This is a genomic window from Mycobacterium sp., assembly GCF_032159775.1.
Lineage (GTDB): Bacteria > Actinomycetota > Actinomycetes > Mycobacteriales > Mycobacteriaceae > Mycobacterium.
In genome coordinates this window covers 1-21,933 of record NZ_JAVHWK010000143.1, presented here as the reverse complement: position 1 = coordinate 21,933, position 21,933 = coordinate 1, and the positions used below count along the sequence as shown (strand labels likewise).

Sequence of the window (21,933 nt, the reverse complement as noted above, 5' to 3'; positions counted from 1 at the left end):
ATAAAGTTACGGCGGACATAGCGACAGGGAAACGCCCGGACCCATCCCGAACCCGGAAGCTAAGCCTGCCAGCGCCGATGATACTACCCAACCCGGGTGGAAAAGTAGGACACCGCCGAACACAACTCAAGACCTTTGCCCCCCAATTCTGTTGGGGGGCAAAGGCATTTCGATGGGCGCTAAAATTATTCAATCGCCTAGCCGGCACCACCGGCGCTCACCTTGAACGGTCGCGATGAGTTTGTCCGGCCGCCTCGGTCTACTTTGATGTAGCCGACGTAACCGCAGCCGGATGGAGGCCATGTGTCCAGAACCAATCTTTCGATGTCGATCTCAGCTGATGGCTATGTTGCCGGGCCGGGCCAGTGCGAGGAGCAGCCTCTCGGCGTCGGAGGAGGGGCGCTTCATAGCTGGCACATCGGCCCCGCCGCGAACCATCCGGTCAACCGGCAGGTGGTATCAGACATGATGGACGGCATGGGCGCGACGATCATGGGCCGCAACATGTTTGGGCCGATTCGCGGCGAATGGGACGGCTCGGATTGGAGGGGCTGGTGGGGCGACGAGCCGCCCTACCACTGCCCGGTGTTCGTCCTGACTCACTACCCGCACGACCCGATCGAAATGCAGGGTGGGACCACCTTTCACTTCGTCACCGACGGGATCGAGTCTGCCTACGCACAGGCCCAGGAGGCTTCGGGTGGGCGCGACATCTCGATCGCTGGAGGAGCCTCGTGCGCGCGGCAGGCGATAACGGCAGGACTGGTAGATGAAATCGATCTCCAGATCAGCCCGGTGATACTCGGTTCGGGTGAGCGTCTTTTCGACGGGTTCGAGGCGGGTAAGCCCGCACTCGAGCTGGTCCGGGTGCTCGAAGCGCCGGGCGTCGCGCACCTGCGCTATCGCGTCCTCCGATGAGCCGGGCGGCGGGACTTCCGCCGACTTGCCTGCCTCGCAGCAAACAATGAGTTCCCGTGCAGATCTCCCGACGGTGCACCCCCGCGGCCGATTCGCGGTGGGCCGTATCCTGGCACGAGGTTCCACGGCGAAAGGTTTCAGTGGTCGACGACAGAGGTGGCGAGCGCCGTCAGTCTCGCGGCGGCACCGGCGATTCCCGCAACAGTGGTGCATGCGGCCCCGGCGGCGACCGGCGATCGCCCCGTCAGCGGCCCTCGGCGCCGCGCTCGTCGGGTCCCAACCGTGCGCGCCGAACCCAGCCCGACCGCAAGCCCGACCCGTCGGGCGAGCGAAAGGGCCCCGCGCTGTCGGCGGATATCGAAGCGCGGCAGCTGTCGCCTGAGGTTCGTCGGGAACTCACCACACTCGACCGCAGCACCGCTGACTTCATTGCACGCCATCTGGTGGCGGCGGGAGATCTGCTCGACGAGGACCCGCAGGCAGCGCTGGAGCACGCCCGTGCTGCCCGAGAGCGGTCGGGCCGAATCGCGGCCGTCCGCGAGGCCGTCGGCATTGCCGCGTATCACTGCGGCGACTGGTCGCAGGCGATAGCCGAACTGCGCGCAGCCCGCCGACTGGGCAGCAAGTCTCCGTTGTTGCCGTTGATCGCCGACTGTGAACGCGGCCTCGGCCGACCTGAGCGGGCAATCGAATTGGCCCGCAGTTCCGACGCCGCCCAACTGACCGGCGACGACGCCGACGAACTGCGTATCGTCGCCGCAGGCGCCCGGTCTGATCTGGGCCAGTTCGATCAGGCCCTTGCAATCCTGTCGACGCCTCAACTCGACTCCACGCGAACCGGACAGACCGCCGCCCGGCTGTTCTACGCCTACGCCGAAACATTGCTCGCGCTCGACAAGGGCGAAGAAGCCCTGCACTGGTTCATCAAGGCTGCAGCCGCCGATGTCGAGGGCGTGACCGATGCCGAGGAACGGATCACGGAGCTCGGCTGACGTGGCAACGCTTGCGCAAGAACATGATTGCTTGCTTCTCGATCTTGACGGCACGGTGTTTCGGGGCCAGGAGCCGACCACGGGCGCCGTGGATACGCTCGCGGCGGTCACCTCGCGCACGCTGTACGTGACGAACAACGCCTCACGCAGTTCCGATGAGGTCGCTCAGCACCTTCGCGCGATGGGGTTCGCCGCTGTGGCCGACGACGTCGTCACCAGTGCCCAGAGTGCCGCCCATCTGCTGGCGGATCGGTTACCCACGGGCGCGGCCGTACTCATCGTCGGCACCGAATCGCTGGCCGCCGAGATCGAGAACGTCGGGCTCAAGCCCGTGCGGCAGTGGTCGGACGACCCCGTGGCCGTGGTCCAGGGTCATTCTCCCGAGACGGCGTGGCCCGATCTGGCCGAAGCCGCACTGGCGATCAGGGGCAACGCGTTCTGGGTGGCGGCCAACGTCGACCGGACGCTGCCCTCGGAACGGGGGTTGTTGCCCGGCAACGGATCCATGGTGGCGGCCCTACAGGCGGCAACCGACCGCGAACCGACGGTCGCAGGCAAACCACAGCCGACACTGCTGACAGATGCATTGTCGCGCGGCGACTTTCGCAATCCGCTGGTCGTGGGCGATCGTCTCGACACCGACATAGCCGGAGCGAATGCCGCAGGCCTGCCCAGCCTGCTGGTGCTCAGCGGGGTCAGCACCGCCTCCGAGGCGGTACGCGCAGTGGTCGGTGAGCGACCAAACTACATTGCCGCCGATCTGCAATCGCTGTACGACCGCGCCGACGGCCTGCGGGTGGGTCCGCATCCCGCTTGGCGCGTCGAGATCGGCGAGGCCGCGGTGACCGTTCACAACACCGGCAGTGAGCCACGGGATTCGCTGACGGTGGTGCGGGCCACCGCCAACGCGGTGTGGAACTCCGCGCTCAGCGGCCAGCCGTTCGCGATCGTCGCGGGCGACTACATCGCCAGGAGGGCGCTGGAGCGGTGGTCCCTGCTGACGTCGCCTGATCGACTAGCGTGAACGCCGTATGAGTACCGAACCAGACGAGATCCGGTCCAGGATCGCGGCGTTGCTGGCCGAGCTGCCCGACATCGAGGGGCCGGGTGCTGCCGATGTCGACATCGACGGCGTCGCCACCCGGCTGGAAGAAGCGCACGACCTCCTGGTTGAGGCGCTCGAGTCGGTTGAGAAGGGGCCGGCTTCGACGGACACACCGGACGGGTGAGAACCGGTGACGCGGCGCGCTCGAGTTGACGCCGAGCTGGTGCGGCGCGGGTTGGCGCGCTCGCGGCAGCAGGCCGCCGAACTGATCGGCGCCGGCCTTGTCAGCATCAACGGAATGCCTGCGGCCAAACCGGCGACGGCCATCTCCGTCGACGCATCGCTGACGGTCGACGCCGCTGACGACCGGTCCTGGGTATCGCGGGGAGCACACAAGCTGATCGGCGCGCTGGACGCCTTCGGTATCTCGGTGGCGGATACCCGCTGCCTGGACGCGGGTGCGTCGACCGGAGGGTTCACGGAGGTACTGCTCGATCGCGGAGCCCGCGAAGTGGTCGCCGTCGACGTTGGTTACGGGCAGCTTGCATGGTCACTGCGGTCAGACGATCGGGTGACGGTGTTGGAACGCACGAATGTGCGCGCACTGACGCAGGAGACGATCGGCGGCCCGGTCGAGCGTGTGGTGGCCGACCTGTCCTTCATCTCGCTGTCGACGGTGCTGCCCGCGTTGGTGTCGTGCGCGTCGGCGGACGCCGATATCGTTCCCATGGTGAAGCCACAGTTCGAGGTCGGTAGGGACCGCGTCGGCGCAGGGGGGGTGGTGTCAGACCCGCACCTGCGGGCCGCTGCGGTGCTCGCGGTGGCTCGCCGGGCAGCCGAACTGGATTGGCACACCGTCGGTGTGACGGCCAGCCCGCTTCCCGGGCCGTCGGGCAATGTCGAATACTTCCTGCATCTGCGCGCCGAGCCGGAACATCCGCTGATGGGTGACGACCTCGGGAAGGCCGTGCAACGCGCCGTCGTGGAAGGGCCGCAATGACAACCGACCGCACCATCCTTCTGGTGGTCCACACCGGCCGCGATCAAGTAGCCGAAACCGCGCGCAGGGTGGAAAAGGTTCTCGGCGACAACGATATCGGTATGCGCGTGCTGTCCGCGGAGGCCGTCGACCGCGGAGCGGTGCACTTTTCGACCGACGACATGCGCGGACTCGGGGTCGATGTCGAGGTCGTCGATGCCGACGAGCGAGCGGCTGAAGGGTGTGAGCTGGTCCTCGTCCTCGGCGGTGACGGCACATTCCTGCGCGCCGCCGAACTCGCCCGCAATGTCGAGATCCCGGTGCTCGGCGTCAATCTCGGCCGCATCGGTTTTCTTGCCGAGGCCGAAGTGGATTCCATCGACACGGTCCTCGAGCACGTCGTCACGCGTGACTACCGCGTCGAGGAACGAATGACCCTCGACGTCGTGGTGCGCGTCGAGGGGCGAATCGTCAGCCGAGGGTGGGCGCTCAACGAGGCCAGTCTGGAGAAGGGCCCGCGCCTCGGCGTTCTGGGGGCCGTTGTGGAAGTCGACGGGCGCCCGGTCTCGGCATTCGGATGCGACGGTGTCCTGGTGGCGACCCCGACGGGCTCAACGGCGTGGGCCTTCTCTGCCGGCGGCCCGATCCTGTGGCCCGATCTCGAGGCGATACTCGTGGTGCCCAACAACGCTCATGCACTGTTCGCCCGGCCGATGGTGACCAGTCCCGAGGCCGCCATCGCGATCGAGGTCGAGGCGACCGGTCATGACGCGCTGGTGTTCTGCGACGGGCGCCGCGAGATGGTCGTACCTGCCGGTGGGCGGCTCGAGGTGACGCGATGCGGCACTCCGCTCAAATGGGTGCGCCTGGATAGCGCACCCTTCACCGATCGCCTGGTGCGCAAGTTCCAGCTGCCGGTCAAGGGCTGGCGCGGACAGTAGTGCTCTCCGAAATCCGCATCGAGTCCCTTGGCGCTATCAGCACGGCGACCGCCGAGTTCGACCGTGGGCTGACCGTGCTGACCGGCGAAACCGGTACGGGTAAAACGATGGTCGTGACCGGGCTGCATCTTCTTGGGGGTGCACGCGCCGACGCCACCCGCATTCGGTCAGGTGCCGACCGCGCTGTCGTCGAAGGTCGGTTCACCACCGGCGAACTGGGCGCCGGGGTGGCTGCGCAGGTCGACGAGATTCTCGACGCGTCCGGCGCGGATCGCGACGAAGACGGCAGCGTCATCGCGGCACGCTCGGTGAGCCGGGGCGGCCCGTCGCGGGCATACCTAGGCGGCCGCAGCGTGCCCGCAAAGTCGTTGAGCACCTTCACTACCGAGTTGTTGACCTTGCACGGGCAGAACGATCAGTTACGCCTGATGCGCGGCGACGAACAGCGTGCCGCACTGGACCGTTTCACCGACGTCGGCGCCCGCCTGCAGCGCTACCGCGCGGTGCGCGAAACCTGGCTGGCCGCACGCCGCGACTTGACCGAAAGGACCCGGCGGGCACGAGAAATGGCGCAGGAGGCGGACCGACTCAAGTTCGGTCTCGGTGAAATCGATGCCGTCGACCCGCAGCCGGGCGAGGACGACGCGCTCGTCGACGCCATCAGGCGGCTGTCCGAACTCGATGCGTTGCGGGAGGCCGCCCACTCCGCTCGCACCGCGCTGTCGGGGGCGTTCGACGATGCCGCCGATGCCGACACGGCATCGGCCGCACATCAGGTCGGACAGGCCAAGACGGCCCTGGAAGCCACCGACGACAACGTGTTGCGCGCACTGGGGGAGCGCCTCGCTGAGGCCATGGCGGTGATCGGGGACGTATCCACCGAGCTCGGTGACTATCTGGCCGAGCTTCCCAGCGACGCAAGTAGTTTGGAGACGAAGCTGGCCAGGCAGGGCGAGTTGCGGGTGCTGACCCGGAAGTACGCCGCCGACATCGACGCCGTCCTTGCGTGGGCCCGCGAGTCGCGGGAAAGGCTGGTGGCGCTGGATGTCTCGGAAGAGACTCTCGCCGGCCTGGAGCGCCGTGTGGCGGAACTGGAAGTCGATCTCGTCGCTGCTGCAACCGAACTCAGCAAGGTACGCAGCAAAGCGGCGAAGGGCCTCGCCAAAGCGGTGACCGCCGAGCTGTCCGGCCTGGCGATGGCCGACGCCCAATTCACCGTCGCAGTGTCGCCGCTGACCGTCCGGGGTGATGATGCGGCGCCGATCACGCTGCCATCGGGCGTGACGGTGCACGCGGGGTCTGACGGCGCCGACGCCGTCGAGTTCGGGTTCGCGGCCCATCGGGGAACAGACGTGCTGCCCCTGAGCAAGAGTGCGTCAGGCGGCGAATTGTCCCGAGTCATGCTGGCGCTCGAAGTGGTCCTCGCCGCGTCGGTCGAAGGCACCACGATGGTGTTCGATGAGGTCGACGCAGGCGTCGGCGGTCGCGCCGCCGTCCAGATCGGCCGGCGCCTTGCCCGGTTGGCACGCACCCACCAGGTCATCGTCGTCACGCACCTGCCTCAGGTCGCCGCGTACGCCGATATCCATCTCGTCGTCGACAGCGCGAGCCGCAACAGTGCCAGTGGGGTGCGTCGCCTCGACGATGAGGACCGGGTCGCCGAGCTTGCCCGCATGCTCGCCGGCCTCGGCGACTCCGACAGCGGCAGGGCTCATGCCCGCGAGCTACTCAGCGCCGCGCAGGAAGACCGTGAAAAGGTCTCCTAGCCTGTGGCTCGTGTGACAGAAGCTAACTTCTGAGGCTGGTGTTACGGCGCGCCTCCACCTCAACTTGAGGGTTCCCCGACAGAATCGCGCCTATGAAGATGTCAGCGCTGCTATCCCGTACTGCCAGCCCGCGCCCGGGCATTACCGGCACCGCCAGGGTGGACCGCGACATCGACCGGCTGTTGCGGCGTGTTGGCCCCGGCGACATCGTGGTGATCGACGCGCTCGATCTCGACCGCATCACGGCGGACGCGCTGGTGGAGGCGGATATCGCCGCAGTCATCAACGCATCGCCCTCAATCTCCGGGCGCTACCCGAACCTCGGGCCTGAGGTGCTGGTGAACAACGGCGTCACGCTGATCGACGAGACCGGCCCCGAGGTCTTCAAACGCGTCAAGGATGGCGCCAAGGTCCGGCTGTACGACGGCGGGGTGTATGCCGGCGACCGCAGGCTCGCGGTCGGCACCGAGCGAACCGACCACGAGATCCACGAACTGATGCACGAGGCGAAGAGCGGCCTGGTCGCCCACCTCGAGGCGTTCGCAGGCAACACCATCGAGTTCATCCGCAGTGAGAGCCCCCTGCTGATCGACGGCATCGGCATTCCGGATATCGATGTCGATCTCCATCGCCGTCACGTGGTGATTGTGGCCGAGGAACCGAACGCGGCACATGAGCTGAAGGCGCTCAAACCGTTCATCAAGGAGTACCAGCCGGTGCTCATCGGTGTCGGAACGGGCGCCGACGTGCTGCGGAAAGGCGGCTACCGGCCACAGCTGATCGTCGGCGATCCGGAACGCATCAGCGCCGAGGTGCTGCGCAGCGGTGCGCAGGTGGTGCTGCCCGCCGATGCAGACGGACACGCGGCGGGACTCGAGCGTATCCAGGACCTCGGTGTCGGGGCGATGACGTTCCCGGCCGCAGGGTCCGCTGCCGACCTCGCGCTGCTGCTGGCCGATCACCACGGTGCCGCGTTGATCGTGACAGCCGGTCACACGGCGAGCATTGAAGAGTTCTTCGACCGGTCCCGTCAGCAAAGCAACCCGTCGACCTTCCTGACCCGACTCAAGGTGGGCGAGAAGCTGGTCGACGCCAAAGCCGTTGCGACGCTTTACCGAAGCCGGATCTCCGGCGGAGCGATTGCAATGCTGGTGCTGGCGATGCTGGTCGCGGTCATCGTTGCGCTCTGGGTGTCGCGTGCTGACGGCGCGGTCATCGACTGGGCCGTCGCCTACTGGAACCGATTCTCGCTGTGGGTCCAGGGCTTAGTCACCTAGGAGCGCCCGGTGATATCTCTACGAACACATGCAATTTCGCTTGCCGCAGTCTTTCTTGCCCTCGCGATCGGCGTTGCACTGGGCTCCGGTCTGCTGTCCAAAACCGTGCTGTCCGGGCTGCGCGATGACAAGCAGGAACTGCAGAACCAGATCAACGGCCTCACCGATGAGAGGAACGCGCTCAACGAGAAGCTGAACGCCGCGGGCGAATTCGACGCCCAGATGTCCCCGCGGGTCCTGCGCGACACGATGGGGGCCAAGTCGGTCGTGGTGTTCCGCACGCCCGACGCAGCCGATGACGACGTCGACTCGCTGAAGCGGATGGTGGAGCAGGCAGGCGGCACGGTGACGGGCACCGTCGCACTGACCGAGGAGTTCGTCGACGCCAATTCCGCGGAGAAACTCCTTTCGGTGGTGAATTCGCCGATCGTGCCTGCTGGCGCGCAGTTGAGCACCAAGTCGGTCGACCAGGGTTCGCAGGCGGGTGACCTGCTGGGCATCGCGCTGCTGATCAACCGGGATCCCAAGGTGCCCGCGGTCGACGATCAGCAGCGCGACGCCGTGCTCACCGCGCTGCGCGACACCGGGTTCATCACGTACGGCGACAGTCGTGTCGGCGCGGCGAACACGGCGCTGATCGTCACCGGCGGTGGGTTGGGCGACGATGCGGGAAACAAGGGCGCCACGGTTGCGCGCTTCGCTGCCGGCCTGGCCCCGCACGGCTCCGGCACGGTGATCGTCGGTCGCGACGGCACCGCTTCCGGGACTGCCGCGGTGGCCGTCACCCGGTCGGACGCGGCGCTGACCTCGGCGGTCAGCACGGTGGACGACATAGACGCCGCATCGGGCCGGATCACCGCGGTGCTGGCGCTGCAGGAGCTGATCAGCGGCGGACGTCCGGCACAGTACGGCGTCGGGCAGGGCGCGACAGCAGTAACCGTCCCGCAATAGGGACCGAAGCTCCATTGCTCCTCGCGTCCGCGACGGCGCGTCAGCGACGGGTTGTCGGGGTCGGTGTTAATGTTGAGTTCCGTGGGTCGGCAGGCCCCAAGTAAGGCACTTGCCTAAAGAATCAAGCCCTGCCCGTCGTCACGGAGGTTGCTCTTGCCAGCGTTACGCAAGCACCCGCAAACCGCCACCAAGCACCTCTTCGTCACCGGCGGTGTGGTTTCTTCGCTTGGTAAGGGGCTCACTGCGTCGAGTCTCGGGCAGTTGCTGACCGCTCGTGGCCTACAGGTCACCATGCAGAAGCTCGACCCGTACCTCAACGTCGACCCCGGCACGATGAACCCGTTTCAGCACGGCGAGGTGTTTGTCACCGAGGACGGCGCCGAGACCGATCTCGACGTCGGGCACTACGAGCGATTCCTCGACCGCAACCTGCCCGGCTGGGCGAATGTGACTACGGGCCAGGTTTATTCGACGGTGATCGCCAAGGAGCGCCGCGGCGAGTATCTCGGCGATACTGTTCAAGTCATCCCGCACATCACCGATGAGATCAAGAGTCGGGTGCTGGCGATGGCGCAACCGGACGCCGACGGCAACCGCGCGGATGTGGTGATCACCGAGATCGGCGGCACCGTCGGTGACATCGAGTCGTTGCCGTTCCTCGAGGCCGCACGCCAGGTGCGTCACGAGGTGGGCAGGGAGAACTGCTTCTTCCTGCACTGCTCGCTGGTGCCGTTCATGGCGCCGTCGGGCGAGCTCAAGACCAAACCGACCCAGCACTCCGTCGCCGCGCTCCGCAGCATCGGCATCACCCCCGACGCGTTGATCCTGCGGTGTGACCGTGACGTGCCCGAACCGTTGAAGAACAAGATCGCGCTGATGTGCGACGTGGACATCGACGGCGTGATCTCGACTCCGGATGCGCCGTCGATCTACGACATCCCCAAGGTGCTGCACCGTGAGGAACTCGACGCCTACGTGGTGAGGCGGCTGAACCTGCCGTTCCGCGACGTCGACTGGACACAGTGGAACGACCTCCTGCAGAGGGTGCACGAACCGCATGAGAGCGTGCGAATCGCCTTGGTGGGCAAGTACATCGATCTTTCCGACGCATACCTGTCGGTGGCCGAGGCGCTGCGTGCGGGGGGCTTCAAGCATCGCGCCAAGGTGGAACTGCGGTGGGTCGCCTCCGACGACTGCGAAAACGACGGAAGCGCCGCGGCGGTCCTCGACGATGTGCATGCCGTGCTGATCCCCGGCGGCTTCGGCATTCGGGGCATCGAAGGCAAGATCGGCGCGATCCGGTACGCGCGCAAACGCGGCCTACCTGTGCTGGGTCTGTGCCTGGGCTTGCAGTGCATCGTGATCGAGGCGGCCCGATCTGCCGGCATCGCTGGGGCCAACTCGGCGGAGTTCGACGCCGACACCCCCGATCCGGTGATTTCCACGATGGCCGACCAGCGCGATGCCGTCGCGGGGGACGCTGACCTGGGCGGCACCATGCGACTGGGTGCCTACCCAGCGGTTCTGGAGCCGGATTCCATCGTCGCGCAGGCCTATGGCACCACCGAGGTGTCCGAGCGGCACCGGCACCGCTACGAGGTCAACAACGCCTATCGCGACCGCATCGCCGAAAGCGGGTTGAGGTTCTCCGGGACGTCACCCGACGGGCACCTCGTGGAGTTCGTCGAGTACTCACCCGATGTCCACCCCTTCATGGTCGGGACGCAGGCTCACCCCGAGTTGAAGAGCCGCCCCACCCGCCCACATCCGCTGTTCGCTGCCTTCATCGGTGCCGCGCTGGACTACAAGGCCGCCGAGAGATTGCCGGTGGAGATCCCTGAGCAGCGAGCCAACGGTGCCGAGCACCCGGACGACGCGGGGCAACTGCTCCAGGACGACTCCAGGGTGAAATCGGAAGTCCGTGGCTGAACACGATTTCGAGATCGTCGAATCCGAAACCGTCTACGTCGGAAAGATTTTCGCACTCCGCGCCGATGAGGTGCAGATGCCCGGCGGCGGCTCCGCCCGACGCGAAGTGGTCGAGCACTACGGCGCGGTCGCCATCCTCGCCATCGACGAGGACGCCAACATCGTCATGGTCTACCAATATCGTCACCCGGTGGGCAGGCGACTGTGGGAGCTGCCCGCGGGCCTGCTGGACATGGGCGGCGAGCCGCCGCACATCACGGCGGCACGCGAGCTCGAGGAAGAGGCCGGGCTGTCGGCCACGAACTGGCGCGTTCTCGTCGATCTGGTTAGCGCACCGGGCTTCAGCGACGAGAGCGTGCGGGTGTATCTCGCCACCGGCTTATCCGATGTCGGCAGGCCCGACGCCCATGACGAAGAGGCCGATCTGGTGGTGCGGCGATTCGCCATCGATGAGGCGGTCCGGATGGCGCTGAGCGGTGAGATCACCAACGCCATCACGGTGAGCGGCATTCTCGCGGCACACGCCGTCGACGGCGACTTCGACTCGTTGCGGCCCGTCGACGCCGTCTGGGTCGACAGGCCGACGGCGTTCGCCCGACGGAAGGAACAGTCGTGACGACATTCCGGCCCGTGCTCGATGACCAACTTCAGGGTTACCTGGACCACCTCACGATCGAGCGCGGCGTCGCCGCCAACACATTGAGCTCCTACCGCAGAGATCTGCGGCGCTACGCAGAGCACCTCACCCTGCGCGGCGTCGATGACCTCGGCAAGGTGACCGAGACCGACGTGAGTGACTTCCTTGCCGCACTGCGCCGCGGCGACGCCGATGCCGGGGTGGTCCCGCTTTCGGCGGTGTCGGCGGCGCGCGCGCTGATCGCGGTGCGCGGACTACATCGCTTCGCTGCCGCGGAAGGCGTCACCGAACTCGACGTCGCCCGCGCCGTGAAGCCGCCGACGCCGAGCAGGCGACTGCCCAAGAGCCTGACCATCGACGAGGTGCTGGCCCTTCTCGATGGGGCGGGCGGCGACAGCGAGGCCGATGGTCCGCTGACGCTGCGGAACCGGGCACTTCTCGAGTTGCTGTACTCCACCGGCGCGCGAATCTCCGAGGCGGTCGGGCTCGATATCGACGACGTCGACACCCACGCCCGTTCGGTGCTGTTGCGGGGCAAGGGCGGGAAGCAGCGGCTGGTACCGATTGGTCGTCCCGCCGTCAGCGCGCTGGACGCCTACTTCGTGCGAGGACGGCCCGACCTGGCGCGGCGCGGCAAGGGCACACCGGCGATCTTTCTCAATGCCCGCGGCGGCCGGCTGTCCCGGCAAAGCGCATGGCAGGTGCTGCAGGACGCCGCCGAACGGGCGGGCATCACCGCAGCAGTATCTCCGCACACGCTGCGGCACTCCTTTGCCACCCACCTGCTCGACGGTGGCGCTGACGTCCGCGTCGTGCAGGAGTTGCTCGGCCATGCATCGGTCACCACCACGCAGATCTACACGCTGGTCACGGTGCACGCACTGCGGGAGGTTTGGGCCGGAGCCCACCCCAGGGCGCGTTAGCGTCAGCCGGCCAGGTACTCCGACCCTTATTGTGGTCGAGAACACGAAATGCATTGCGTCGGAGTGGAATTTGCGTTCGTTGGCCAATGCGTCAAGCGTGTGTCCACGTTGGCCTCAGCCAGTTCAATCGAATGCACCTTCGCCCTTCGGGGCTCCCCGCTTCTCCTGTATGACTAAGACACACGGGGCGGAACGCTTTTCAGCTTCTGCACCAACGGTGGTATCGAGCGCGCGCAAATCCCATACCCAGTAATAAATTCGCTGCGCTTCGCTTACGTCATTAATTTTGTGCAAGTTCAGCGCGGTAGGTCTCCATGGCGTGCAACACCGCAACGAGCACCCGGTGAGCCGCGATCAGGTCGTCATCGGGTATTTCAGCCATGGACGTGTGCATATGTCCGCCCAACGGCCCGAAAAACCGCCCTGCGACCTCCCGCCCGTGCTCCGAGTAGCGCAGGAGCACTTTGCGGCGGTCCCTGGCATCTGTCTCACGGCGGATATGCCCCGAGGCGATCATGCGGTCGACGAGATAGGTGACGGCTGGTGCGGTCACGCCGAGCCGCTCCCGCATGTCCCCGGCTGTCAGCGGTGCTCCTGACGTCTCCGCCACTATGACGTGCAACAAGGCGTCGAGGTCGTTGTTGCTGACGTTGTGCATGCTGGCAAACAGGCGCCCGATTCGGTCCGAACCGGCTGTGACGGCTCGCACGTCCGCAGCGAGCCGCGATTCGAGTTCTCCCCGATCTACGACGCGATGAGGACCGTCACCAACCACGACACGGATGGTAGCGCCGCAGGAAGGCGGCCCACAGATCAGTCGCCCAGATACTCCGACTCCAGCACCAGGTCGGGGATCAGCGTCTGGTACTCGACGTGGGTCTTGTGCTCGACGGTGTTCCACAGCGTGCCCTGCTTCTCACGCATATAGCCGCGGTACTTGGGGGCACCTGGAACGCGCACGTTGTCGGCGACGGCGAGGGAGCCTTTGTGCAGCCAGCCGCGGCCCAGAATGGCCTGCAGATCCGACAGGTAGGCGCTTTTTTCGTGGTCGATGAAGAGCAGGTCGACCGAACCGGCGCGCAAGCCGTGCTCATTGGACAGCGCATCGAGCGTCTGACCCCCGTCTCCGATGGTGCCGACCACGCAGACGACCCTGTCGTCAACGCCGGCGTGCGTCCAAATACGCTGAGCCACTTCGGCGTTGGCGGGGGACAGTTCGACCGAGTAAACCTGCGCCTCCGGTGCCGCCCCGGCGATTCGCAACGCGCTGTAGCCGCAGTAGGTGCCGAGCTCCAACACCCGCTTCGGGTCGACACGGCGGACCGCGGCGTCGAGCAACGCGCCTTTCTCGTCGCCCACGTTCACCAGCATCGACATCTCGGTGGCGAACGTGTCGATGGTGGCCAGCACGTCGTCGACGTCACCGCGTTGCGCATTGGCTTCGACGTAGGCCGCGCAGGCCTCCTCCCGGCCGTCGCCGATCTGGCCAGTCCTGACGAAGTGGGGCATGCTGACCGCGAGGCGCCAGAACGACGAACGCAGGAACGGCAACCGCCGTCTCATGCTCATGGCCGCCAGCCTATGCGGATGGCCCAGCGCGACAAGCTGCGATGTTGCCCGCGGGTCTGCCCGTGCCAGATCATCCGCCCCGTTAAACTTGCCCGGATGTTCGCCATGGCCCAGGGTTGCACGACCACCGACGGTGGGGCCGAGGCATGACCGAGGACGGCAGCGGAGTCGACCCACCCGCACAGCCCGGCGCAGGACTGACCGGTCGTCCACCGCGACCGATTCCCGAGCCGAAGCCCAAGAACGTGCACGGGCCGGCGAAGGTCATCGCGATGTGCAACCAGAAGGGTGGAGTCGGAAAGACCACATCGACCATCAACCTCGGCGCCAGCCTCGCCGGCTATGGCCGCCGGGTGTTGCTGGTGGACCTGGACCCGCAGGGCGCGCTGTCGGCGGGGCTCGGCGTGCCCCATTACGAACTCGACCACACGGTGCACAACCTGCTCATCGAGCCCAGGGTGTCCATCGACGACGTCCTGATCCACACCCGGGTCAAGAACATGGACCTGGTGCCCAGCAACATCGACCTGTCTGCGGCGGAGATCCAGCTGGTCAACGAGGTGGGCCGGGAGCAGTCGCTGGCCCGCTCGCTGCACCCCGTTCTTGACCGTTACGACTATGTGCTGATCGACTGCCAGCCGTCGCTCGGCCTGCTCACGGTGAACGGGCTGGCCTGCGCTGACGGCGTGATCATCCCGACCGAATGCGAGTACTTCTCGCTGCGCGGCCTTGCGTTGCTCACCGACACCGTCGACAAGGTGCGCGACCGGCTCAATCCCAAGCTCAGCATCAGTGGCATCCTGATAACCCGGTACGACCCGCGCACCGTCAATGCCCGCGAGGTCATGGCCCGCGTCATGGAGAGGTTCGGTGATCTGGTGTTCGACACTGTGATCACCCGCACGGTGCGCTTCCCGGAGACCAGTGTCGCCGGCGAACCCATCACCACTTGGGCGCCGAAATCCGGTGGCGCACAGGCATATCGCTCGTTGGCCCGCGAGGTCATCGACCGGTTCGGTTCGTGAACACCGACACACAGCCGGCGGAGTCGCAGCAGTCGGGCTTTCAAGTCCGGCTGAGCAATTTCGAGGGCCCGTTCGACCTGTTGCTGCAGCTGATCTTCGCGCATCGGCTCGACGTCACCGAGGTGGCGCTTCATCAGGTCACCGACGAATTCATCGCCTACACCAAGGCGATCGGTCCGCTCATGGAGCTCGACGAGACGACCGCGTTCCTGGTGATAGCGGCGACCCTGCTGGACCTGAAGGCCGCGCGCCTGCTCCCGGCCGGAGAGATCCACGACGAGGAAGACCTTGCCCTGCTCGAAGTGCGTGACCTGCTGTTTGCGCGCCTGCTGCAGTATCGGGCGTTCAAGCATGTCGCCGAGATGTTCGCCGAGCTCGAGGCCGCCGCTCTGCGCAGCTATCCGCGAGCGGTATCGCTTGAGGATCGCTACGAAGACCTGCTGCCGGAGGTGATGCTGGGGGTCGACGCGCAGCTGTTCGCTGAGATCGCAGCGACCGCGTTCACCCCCCGTCCTGTGCCGACGGTGGGCACCGAGCATCTGCACGAGCTGATCGTGTCAGTGCCCGAGCAGGCCGAACAGCTGCTGGCCGACCTGCAACGACGTGGCCCCGGGCAGTGGGCCACATTCGCCGAACTGGTCGCCGATTGCCGCGAGCCGATCCTGATCGTGGGGCGGTTCCTGGCGCTGCTCGAACTGTATCGAGCGCGGGCGGTAGCATTTGACCAATCAGAACCGCTTGGTGTGCTGCAGATTTCGTGGACCGGAGATCGGCCATCCGGCGACGAGGTCGAGGCCACTGAGATGGTGGAAGAGCGCAAAGATGACTGACGAATTCACCAATCCGGACGGCGCCATCCGCGAACCACTCAACGGCGGCACACCCGAAGGCCTCAACGGCGACATCCCCGATCTCGACCTGGGCATCGACGTCGCGGAGCCGCCGCAGCTTGAGGACGAAGAGCTCGGCGCCGTGCTGGAGGCTCTGCTTCTGGTGGTCGACACCCCGGTGACGGTCGATGCGCTCGCCGTGGCGATTCAGCAGCCGGCCTACCGCGTCTCGGCCAAGCTGAAGCTGATGGCCGAGGAGCTGTCCGCCCGCGAGAGCGGTATCGATCTGCGCGAGGCCGGCGGCGGATGGCGCATGTACACCAGGTCTCAGTACGCGCCCTACGTGGAGCGGCTGCTGCTCGACGGTTCGCGTTCGAAGCTGACCCGCGCGGCACTGGAAACGTTGGCGGTGGTGGCCTACCGCCAGCCGGTGACCCGTGCCCGGGTGAGCGCGGTGCGCGGCGTCAACGTCGACGCGGTGATGCGCACCCTGCTGGCGCGGGGGCTGATCACCGAAGCCGGCGCCGACTCGGATACGGGCGCCGTCAGTTTCGCGACAACCGAGTTGTTCCTCGAACGGCTCGGGTTGTCCTCGCTGACCGATCTGCCTGACATCGCCCCGTTGCTTCCCGATGTCGACGTCATCGACGATCTGACCGAGACGCTCAGCGAGGAACCGCGGTTTGCGAAGCTCGGTCTTCCACCCTCGCGTGACAAACAGCCGATGGCCTTCGACGTGGACAAAGACTGAGATGGCCGATCCCGAAGGTGTGCGGCTGCAGAAAATCTTGTCGCAGGCCGGAATCGCGTCGCGCCGTGTTGCGGAGCGAATGATCGTCGACGGGCGCGTCGATGTCGACGGCCGGGTGGTGACCGAACTCGGCACCAGGGTCGACCCCGACGTATCGGTGATCCGGGTCGACGGGGCGCGGGTGTTGCTCGACGACACCCTGGTTCATCTGGCGCTGAACAAGCCAAAGGGCATGCACTCGACGATGTCCGATGACCGCGGTCGGCCGTGCGTCGGAGATCTGGTCGAACACCGAGTCCGCGGTAACAAGAAGCTGTTTCACGTCGGACGCCTCGACGCCGACACCGAAGGGCTGATGTTGCTCACCAACGACGGCGAGTTGGCGCACCGCCTGATGCACCCGTCCTTCGAGGTGCCCAAGACGTATCTGGCGACGGTCGTTGGCACCGTGCCGCGCGGGATCGGCCGAAAGCTGCGCGACGGAATCGAGTTGGACGACGGACCAGCACGGGTGGACGACTTCGCGGTGGTCGATGCCGTGCCCGGCAAGACGATGGTGCGGTTGACACTGCACGAAGGGCGCAAGCGGATCGTCCGCCGGCTGCTCAAGCACGTCGGCTTCCCGGTTCAGGAACTTGTGCGCACCGATATCGGTGCGGTGTCGCTGGGGGACCAGCGGCCGGGAAGCATCCGCGTCCTGAGCCGCAAAGAAATCGGCGCCCTTTATATGGCGGTAGGCCTGTGAGTGATCAGGTGGTGATCGCGGTCGACGGTCCCGCGGGAACTGGAAAGTCCTCGGTGTCAAGGGGTTTGGCGCGCAGTCTCGATGCGCGATACCTCGATACCGGAGCGATGTATCGGATCGTCACGCTCGCAGTCCTGCGTGCAGGCGTTGATCTCGCAGACACCCCCGCCATTGAATCAGCCGCCACCGACGTTCCTCTCTCGGTCGGCTATGACCCCGACGAGGATCGCGCCTACCTTGACGCCGAGGATGTTTCGAGCGAGATCCGCGGCGACGCGGTGACCAAGGCGGTGTCTGCGGTGTCGGCAGTGCCTGCGGTTCGTGCTCGCCTCGTTGGACTGCAACGTGAACTGGCCGGGGGCCCAGGCAACGTCGTTGTTGAGGGCCGCGACATCGGTACGGTCGTCCTACCGGATGCGGATGTGAAGATCTTTCTGACGGCGTCCGCGGAGGAACGTGCGCGGCGGCGCAACGAGCAGAATGTTGCCGCCGGCCTCGGCAATGACTACGAAGCGGTGCTGGCCGATGTAAAACGTCGCGACCACCTGGATTCCACCCGTGCGGTGTCTCCGCTGCGTGCGGCCGACGATGCACTGGTGGTCGACACCAGCGACATGTCGGAGTCCGAGGTGATCACCCACCTCGTGGAGCTGGTCGAGCAACGTGCGGGTGCGCCGCGATGACAGACAGCGACGGCACATGGTCCGACGAAAGCGACTGGGAGCTAGGCGATTCAGCAGTCGGCGAGGATGTCGCTGTCGACGACTCGGGGCCGCCGCCGGTGGTCGCCGTCGTCGGGCGTCCGAACGTCGGTAAGTCCACGCTGGTGAACCGCATCCTCGGTCGTCGCGAGGCGGTGGTGCAGGATGTTCCCGGTGTCACCCGGGATCGCGTCTCCTACGACGCGAACTGGGTGGGCCGCCGGTTTCTCGTTCAGGACACCGGCGGCTGGGAACCCGACGCGAAGGGCCTGCAACAACTGGTCGCCGAGCAGGCGACCGTGGCGATGCGTACCGCCGACGCGATCATCCTCGTCGTCGACGCGGTGGTGGGCGCGACCGCACACGACGAGGCTGCGGCCCGGAACCTGCGCCGGTCGGGTAAACCCGTCTTCCTGGCGGCCAACAAAGTCGACACCGAGCGCGGAGAGGCAGACGCCAGCGCACTGTGGTCACTGGGGCTGGGGGAGCCCTACCCGGTCAGCGCCATGCACGGCCGCGGCGTGGCCGACCTGCTCGACCAGGTGATCGAGGCGCTCCCGGTGGTATCGGAAGTCGGCCCCAAAGCCGGCGGTCCACGGCGGGTAGCGCTGGTCGGCAAGCCCAACGTCGGCAAGAGCTCGCTGTTGAACAAGCTGGCGGGCGACGAGCGAGCCGTCGTGCACGATCAGGCGGGTACCACCGTTGACCCGGTGGACTCGATGATCGAATTGGGCGGCAAGACTTGGCGTTTCGTCGATACAGCAGGGCTGCGCAGAAAGGTCGGCCAGGCCAGCGGGCATGAGTTCTATGCATCCGTGCGCACCCACGGTGCGATTGACGCCGCGGAGGTCGTCATCGTGCTGATCGACGGGTCGCAGCCGCTGACCGAGCAGGATCAGCGGGTGCTGACGATGGTGATCGAAGCCGGCCGGGCGCTGGTGCTGGCGTTCAACAAGTGGGACCTCGTCGACGAGGGCCGACGCTATGACCTCGGCCGTGAGATCGAACGCGAGCTGGCGCAGGTGCAGTGGGCGCCGCGGGTGAACATCTCGGCCCTCACCGGTCGGGCCGTGCAGAAGCTGGTGCCCGCCCTGGAGACCTCGTTGAATTCGTGGGACAGCCGCATCTCGACCGGCAGGCTGAACACGTTCCTCAAGGAGATCGTCGCCGCGACGCCGCCGCCGGTGCGCGGGGGAAAGCAGCCCCGGATACTGTTCGCCACCCAGGCCACTACGCGGCCGCCGACCTTCGTGTTGTTCACCTCCGGTTTTCTGGAGGCGGGGTATCGCCGGTTCCTGGAGCGGCGACTCCGCGAGACCTTCGGGTTCGAGGGCAGCCCGATCCGCATCAACGTGCGGGTGCGCGAAAAGCGCGGAGCGAAGTCTCGCTGAGCGACTTTTGACCCTGCGCGCGCGCTCGATAGGTTGGTTCGGTGCCCGTCGTCGACATGATCCTGATCGCCTTCGCGGGCGTCGCGGCGGGAGCCATCAACACCCTCGTGGGTTCAGGCACGCTCGTGACGTTCCCCACCCTGGTGGCTCTGGGTTATCCACCGGTGGTCTCCACGATGTCGAATGCGATCGGCCTGGTCGCCGGAGGCATTTCGGGCACGTGGGGATACCGCAGGGAGCTCGGCGGCCAATGGCACCGGCTGCGCTGGCAGATGCCTGCGTCCTTCGTCGGCGCCCTGGTGGGCGCGTGGCTACTTCTGCACCTGCCCGAGAAGGTCTTCACGGAAGTCGTGCCGGTGCTGTTGATCGCCGCGCTGATCCTCGTCCTCGTCGGCCCGAGGATCCAGAACTGGGCGCGCAACCGGGCCGAAGCGGCAGGCCAGTCGGCTGAGCATGTTTCGCGGGGTCGCATGGTGGCCTTGGTGATCGGCACCTTCGCCGTCGGCATCTACGGCGGCTACTTCACCGCTGCGCAGGGCATCCTGCTGATGGGCGTGATGGGCGCGCTACTGCCCGAGGACATGCAGCGGATGAACGCCGCAAAGAACCTGCTCTCCCTGATCGTGAATGTCGTTGCGGCAGTGGCATACATACTTGTCGCGTTCGACCGGATCAGCTGGCCGGCGGCGGGATTGATCGCGCTCGGCTCGCTGGTGGGCGGATACCTCGGCGCACGCTACGGTCGCAGGCTGTCGCCGAATGCGCTGCGCGCGTTCATCATCGTCGTCGGTCTGATCGGGCTGTACCGCCTGGTGACGATCTAATCAGAAGCTGCGGCGAGCCGACTCCTGCTCGAGCACCTCGTCGAGATACTTGAGCCGTTCCATCGACGACACGGCGCGCTGAGTGCGGTTGTTCTTCGCCAAAAGTTCCCGGTGCCGGTGCACGAACGACCAGTAGCCCGCAGTGAAGGGGCAGGCGTCGTCGCCGAGTCGCTTCTTCGGGTCGTAGGCGCAGTCGCCGCAGTGGTCGCTCATCTTGTTGATGTAGGCGCCGCCCGAGGCGTACGGCTTGGTCGCCAGCTTGCCGCCGTCTGCATGCTGGCTCATCCCGACGACGTTGGTCGGCATCACCCAGTTGAAGCCGTCGACGTAGGCGGTGGCGAACCATTCCGTCAGCTCTGCGGGCTGATAGCCGCGCTGCAGCGCGTGGTTGCCGAGCACCATGAGTCGCTGGATGTGGTGGGTCCAGCCACGATCGCGCACGCCCATCAGCGCGTGGCGCAGGCATTCGGCCGTGACGGAGTCGGCGTCCAGCTCACGCCACCACTGCGGTAGTGCTGTGTGCGCGGCCAATTTGTTGTTGCGGTGGTAGCCAGGGCCGAAGTGCCAGTACAGGTGCCACATGTATTCGCGCCATCCGAGGATCTGCCGGATGAAGCCCTCGACCGCGGCGAGCGGGGCGCCGTTCTGCCGGTATGCGTCCTCGGCGGCCTCGACGGCGTCGAGCGGGTGCAGCACACCGAGGTTGAGGGGCACCGAAAGGAGCGAGTGTGACATCGCCCAGTCCTGACCCATGATCGCGTCCTCATAGCGGCCGAAGGTCGGCAGGCGGTGCTCGATGAAGCGGTCCAGTGCCCGGTTGGCTTCGGTAGGGGTGACAGCGAACAACCGTGGACCGTCGTTGCCCACGGCGAGAGGTAGCTCCATCCGGTCGAGGTCGTGACGGACCTTCTCATCGATGTCGTCTTCATGCGGCTGATAGGGCTTGGGAACGTCGAGCGTTGTCCGCTTTTTCGGTGGTGACTCCCGGTTCTCCTCGTCGTAGTTCCATCGGTTGCCGACCGGTCTGTCACCGTCCATCAGCACGTTGAAGCGCTTGCGCTGCTCGCGGTAAAAGTCCTCCATGCGGAAACGGGTGCGGTCGCCGGCCCACTCGCTGAAGTCCTTGCGCGGCAGCGCGAAGGTGGGCGTTGGCAGTACGTCGGCGACGAGCCCCTCCTCGCGCAGTCGGTAGACGAAGCGCTCCGCGGCGTGCGAGGTCGGTTCGTACACGAGCACGCGACGGCCGTACCGCTCGAGTGCGTCGGTGTAGGTCTCGGACTGAATCAAGGTGGACCGGTCACCCAGGTCGCGATCGGCGTGCCGCAGCGCGGACAGGATGAGGTGCAGCTTCTGGCGGTGGTAGGGCCGACGCCGCAGCGCCGAGGTGGCTTCGACGAGGAGCACCTCGCGCCGGGAGTGCTCGCCGCCATGTGTGGCCGGACCCAGCTGGTCGGCGAACAGCCACAGCGGGGTGTCGTCTCGTACGGTCACGACACAGGTGTACCCACTGGTTGCGGTTGGGATTGTGACATCACGCTGCGGTAGGCTCACGTGCTGCTGCCGGTCCCATTCGGCGGCACCGGGCTGTGGCGCAGTTTGGTAGCGCACTTGACTGGGGGTCAAGTGGTCGCAGGTTCAAATCCTGTCAGCCCGACAGAATCAGGTCTCTGACCTCGTAATACGTAATCTGCGCTAGTGCATTAATGTACGGCGAGTCCGCGATTGTCACAGGATGTCGG

22 protein-coding genes, 1 tRNA gene and 1 rRNA gene are annotated in these 21,933 nt (G+C 66.3%); 21 read left to right on the top strand and 3 right to left on the bottom strand.

From position 1 onward, the window contains the following. Positions 1-7 precede the first annotated feature (7 nt). The 13 genes from rrf (at position 8) to xerD (ending at position 12,358) form a co-directional block, all read left to right on the top strand. Positions 8-121 (top strand): 5S ribosomal RNA (gene rrf / locus QOJ24_RS19690). A gap of 182 nt (positions 122-303) precedes the next feature. Further along, a complete protein-coding gene (locus QOJ24_RS19685) occupies positions 304-918 on the top strand; it encodes a dihydrofolate reductase family protein (RefSeq protein ID WP_526264254.1) in 615 nt (204 codons plus the stop codon). A 140-nt stretch (positions 919-1,058) separates the two neighbouring features. After that, positions 1,059-1,910, top strand: a complete 852-nt coding sequence (locus QOJ24_RS19680) for a tetratricopeptide repeat protein (protein WP_526264252.1) — start codon at positions 1,059-1,061, stop codon at positions 1,908-1,910. A 1-nt stretch (position 1,911) separates the two neighbouring features. Continuing rightward, positions 1,912-2,934, top strand: coding sequence for an HAD-IIA family hydrolase (locus QOJ24_RS19675; RefSeq protein ID WP_526264250.1), 1,023 nt, complete (start codon positions 1,912-1,914; stop codon positions 2,932-2,934). Between the two features lie 7 nt (positions 2,935-2,941). Beyond that, entirely contained in the window at positions 2,942-3,139 is a 198-nt protein-coding gene (locus QOJ24_RS19670) for a hypothetical protein (RefSeq protein ID WP_526264248.1), read from the top strand. Positions 3,140-3,145: 6 nt separating this feature from the next. Beyond that, entirely contained in the window at positions 3,146-3,955 is an 810-nt protein-coding gene (locus tag QOJ24_RS19665) for a TlyA family RNA methyltransferase (RefSeq protein ID WP_526264246.1), read from the top strand. Then, positions 3,952-4,875, top strand: a complete 924-nt coding sequence (locus tag QOJ24_RS19660) for an NAD kinase (RefSeq protein WP_526264244.1) — start codon at positions 3,952-3,954, stop codon at positions 4,873-4,875. The genes QOJ24_RS19665 and QOJ24_RS19660 overlap by 4 nt, the downstream gene beginning before the upstream one ends. Continuing rightward, a complete protein-coding gene (gene recN / locus QOJ24_RS19655; RefSeq protein ID WP_526264242.1) occupies positions 4,875-6,641 on the top strand; it encodes a DNA repair protein RecN in 1,767 nt (588 codons plus the stop codon). Before QOJ24_RS19660 ends, recN begins: the two co-directional genes overlap by 1 nt. A gap of 92 nt (positions 6,642-6,733) precedes the next feature. After that, positions 6,734-7,918, top strand: coding sequence for a putative cytokinetic ring protein SteA (steA, locus tag QOJ24_RS19650; protein WP_526264240.1), 1,185 nt, complete (start codon positions 6,734-6,736; stop codon positions 7,916-7,918). A gap of 9 nt (positions 7,919-7,927) precedes the next feature. Then, positions 7,928-8,869 carry a copper transporter gene (locus QOJ24_RS19645; RefSeq protein ID WP_526264238.1) on the top strand — a complete coding sequence of 314 codons (942 nt, stop codon included), beginning with the start codon at positions 7,928-7,930 and terminating at the stop codon, positions 8,867-8,869. A 153-nt stretch (positions 8,870-9,022) separates the two neighbouring features. Next, the gene (pyrG, locus tag QOJ24_RS19640) at positions 9,023-10,798 is read left to right on the top strand and encodes a CTP synthase (RefSeq protein ID WP_526264236.1); all 1,776 of its coding nucleotides are present in this window, start codon (positions 9,023-9,025) and stop codon (positions 10,796-10,798) included. Beyond that, complete coding sequence (locus tag QOJ24_RS19635; RefSeq protein ID WP_526264234.1) at positions 10,791-11,414, top strand: NUDIX domain-containing protein; 624 nt, start codon at positions 10,791-10,793, stop codon at positions 11,412-11,414. The genes pyrG and QOJ24_RS19635 overlap by 8 nt, the downstream gene beginning before the upstream one ends. Positions 11,415-11,428: 14 nt before the next feature. After that, a complete protein-coding gene (xerD, locus tag QOJ24_RS19630; protein ID WP_526264256.1) occupies positions 11,429-12,358 on the top strand; it encodes a site-specific tyrosine recombinase XerD in 930 nt (309 codons plus the stop codon). A 280-nt stretch (positions 12,359-12,638) separates the two neighbouring features. Here xerD and QOJ24_RS19625 read toward each other — a convergent pair whose 3' ends face one another. Together QOJ24_RS19625 and QOJ24_RS19620 are read right to left on the bottom strand one after the other, a co-directional pair. Beyond that, positions 12,639-13,133, bottom strand: coding sequence for a MarR family winged helix-turn-helix transcriptional regulator (locus tag QOJ24_RS19625; RefSeq protein ID WP_526264232.1), 495 nt, complete (start codon positions 13,131-13,133; stop codon positions 12,639-12,641). Positions 13,134-13,171: 38 nt separating this feature from the next. Continuing rightward, complete coding sequence (locus tag QOJ24_RS19620) at positions 13,172-13,927, bottom strand: O-methyltransferase (protein ID WP_526264230.1); 756 nt, start codon at positions 13,925-13,927, stop codon at positions 13,172-13,174. A 146-nt stretch (positions 13,928-14,073) separates the two neighbouring features. Between QOJ24_RS19620 and QOJ24_RS19615 the strand changes: the two genes are divergently transcribed. From QOJ24_RS19615 to QOJ24_RS19585, 7 genes are read left to right on the top strand one after another with little or no spacing between them, the layout of a single operon-like run. After that, a complete protein-coding gene (locus QOJ24_RS19615) occupies positions 14,074-14,952 on the top strand; it encodes a ParA family protein (RefSeq protein WP_526264228.1) in 879 nt (292 codons plus the stop codon). After that, the gene (locus QOJ24_RS19610; protein ID WP_526264226.1) at positions 14,949-15,782 is read left to right on the top strand and encodes a segregation/condensation protein A; all 834 of its coding nucleotides are present in this window, start codon (positions 14,949-14,951) and stop codon (positions 15,780-15,782) included. The genes QOJ24_RS19615 and QOJ24_RS19610 overlap by 4 nt, the downstream gene beginning before the upstream one ends. Continuing rightward, positions 15,775-16,533 carry an SMC-Scp complex subunit ScpB gene (gene scpB / locus QOJ24_RS19605; RefSeq protein ID WP_526264224.1) on the top strand — a complete coding sequence of 253 codons (759 nt, stop codon included), beginning with the start codon at positions 15,775-15,777 and terminating at the stop codon, positions 16,531-16,533. The genes QOJ24_RS19610 and scpB overlap by 8 nt, the downstream gene beginning before the upstream one ends. A 1-nt stretch (position 16,534) precedes the next feature. Continuing rightward, positions 16,535-17,278, top strand: coding sequence for a pseudouridine synthase (locus QOJ24_RS19600; protein ID WP_526264222.1), 744 nt, complete (start codon positions 16,535-16,537; stop codon positions 17,276-17,278). Beyond that, entirely contained in the window at positions 17,275-17,961 is a 687-nt protein-coding gene (gene cmk, locus QOJ24_RS19595) for a (d)CMP kinase (RefSeq protein ID WP_526264220.1), read from the top strand. The genes QOJ24_RS19600 and cmk overlap by 4 nt, the downstream gene beginning before the upstream one ends. Further along, positions 17,958-19,370 (top strand): ribosome biogenesis GTPase Der, encoded by a 1,413-nt coding sequence (der, locus tag QOJ24_RS19590; protein WP_526264218.1) that lies wholly within the window; start codon positions 17,958-17,960, stop codon positions 19,368-19,370. Before cmk ends, der begins: the two co-directional genes overlap by 4 nt. A 41-nt stretch (positions 19,371-19,411) precedes the next feature. Beyond that, positions 19,412-20,194 carry a sulfite exporter TauE/SafE family protein gene (locus tag QOJ24_RS19585; RefSeq protein WP_526264216.1) on the top strand — a complete coding sequence of 261 codons (783 nt, stop codon included), beginning with the start codon at positions 19,412-19,414 and terminating at the stop codon, positions 20,192-20,194. On the opposite strand, the gene QOJ24_RS19580 is transcribed toward QOJ24_RS19585, so the two are convergent. Further along, positions 20,195-21,685 carry a cryptochrome/photolyase family protein gene (locus QOJ24_RS19580; protein WP_526264214.1) on the bottom strand — a complete coding sequence of 497 codons (1,491 nt, stop codon included), beginning with the start codon at positions 21,683-21,685 and terminating at the stop codon, positions 20,195-20,197. 89 nt (positions 21,686-21,774) lie between these two features. On the opposite strand from QOJ24_RS19580, the gene QOJ24_RS19575 reads away from it, so the two are divergent. Next, positions 21,775-21,848, top strand: a tRNA-Pro gene (locus tag QOJ24_RS19575). Positions 21,849-21,933: the final 85 nt, after the last annotated feature.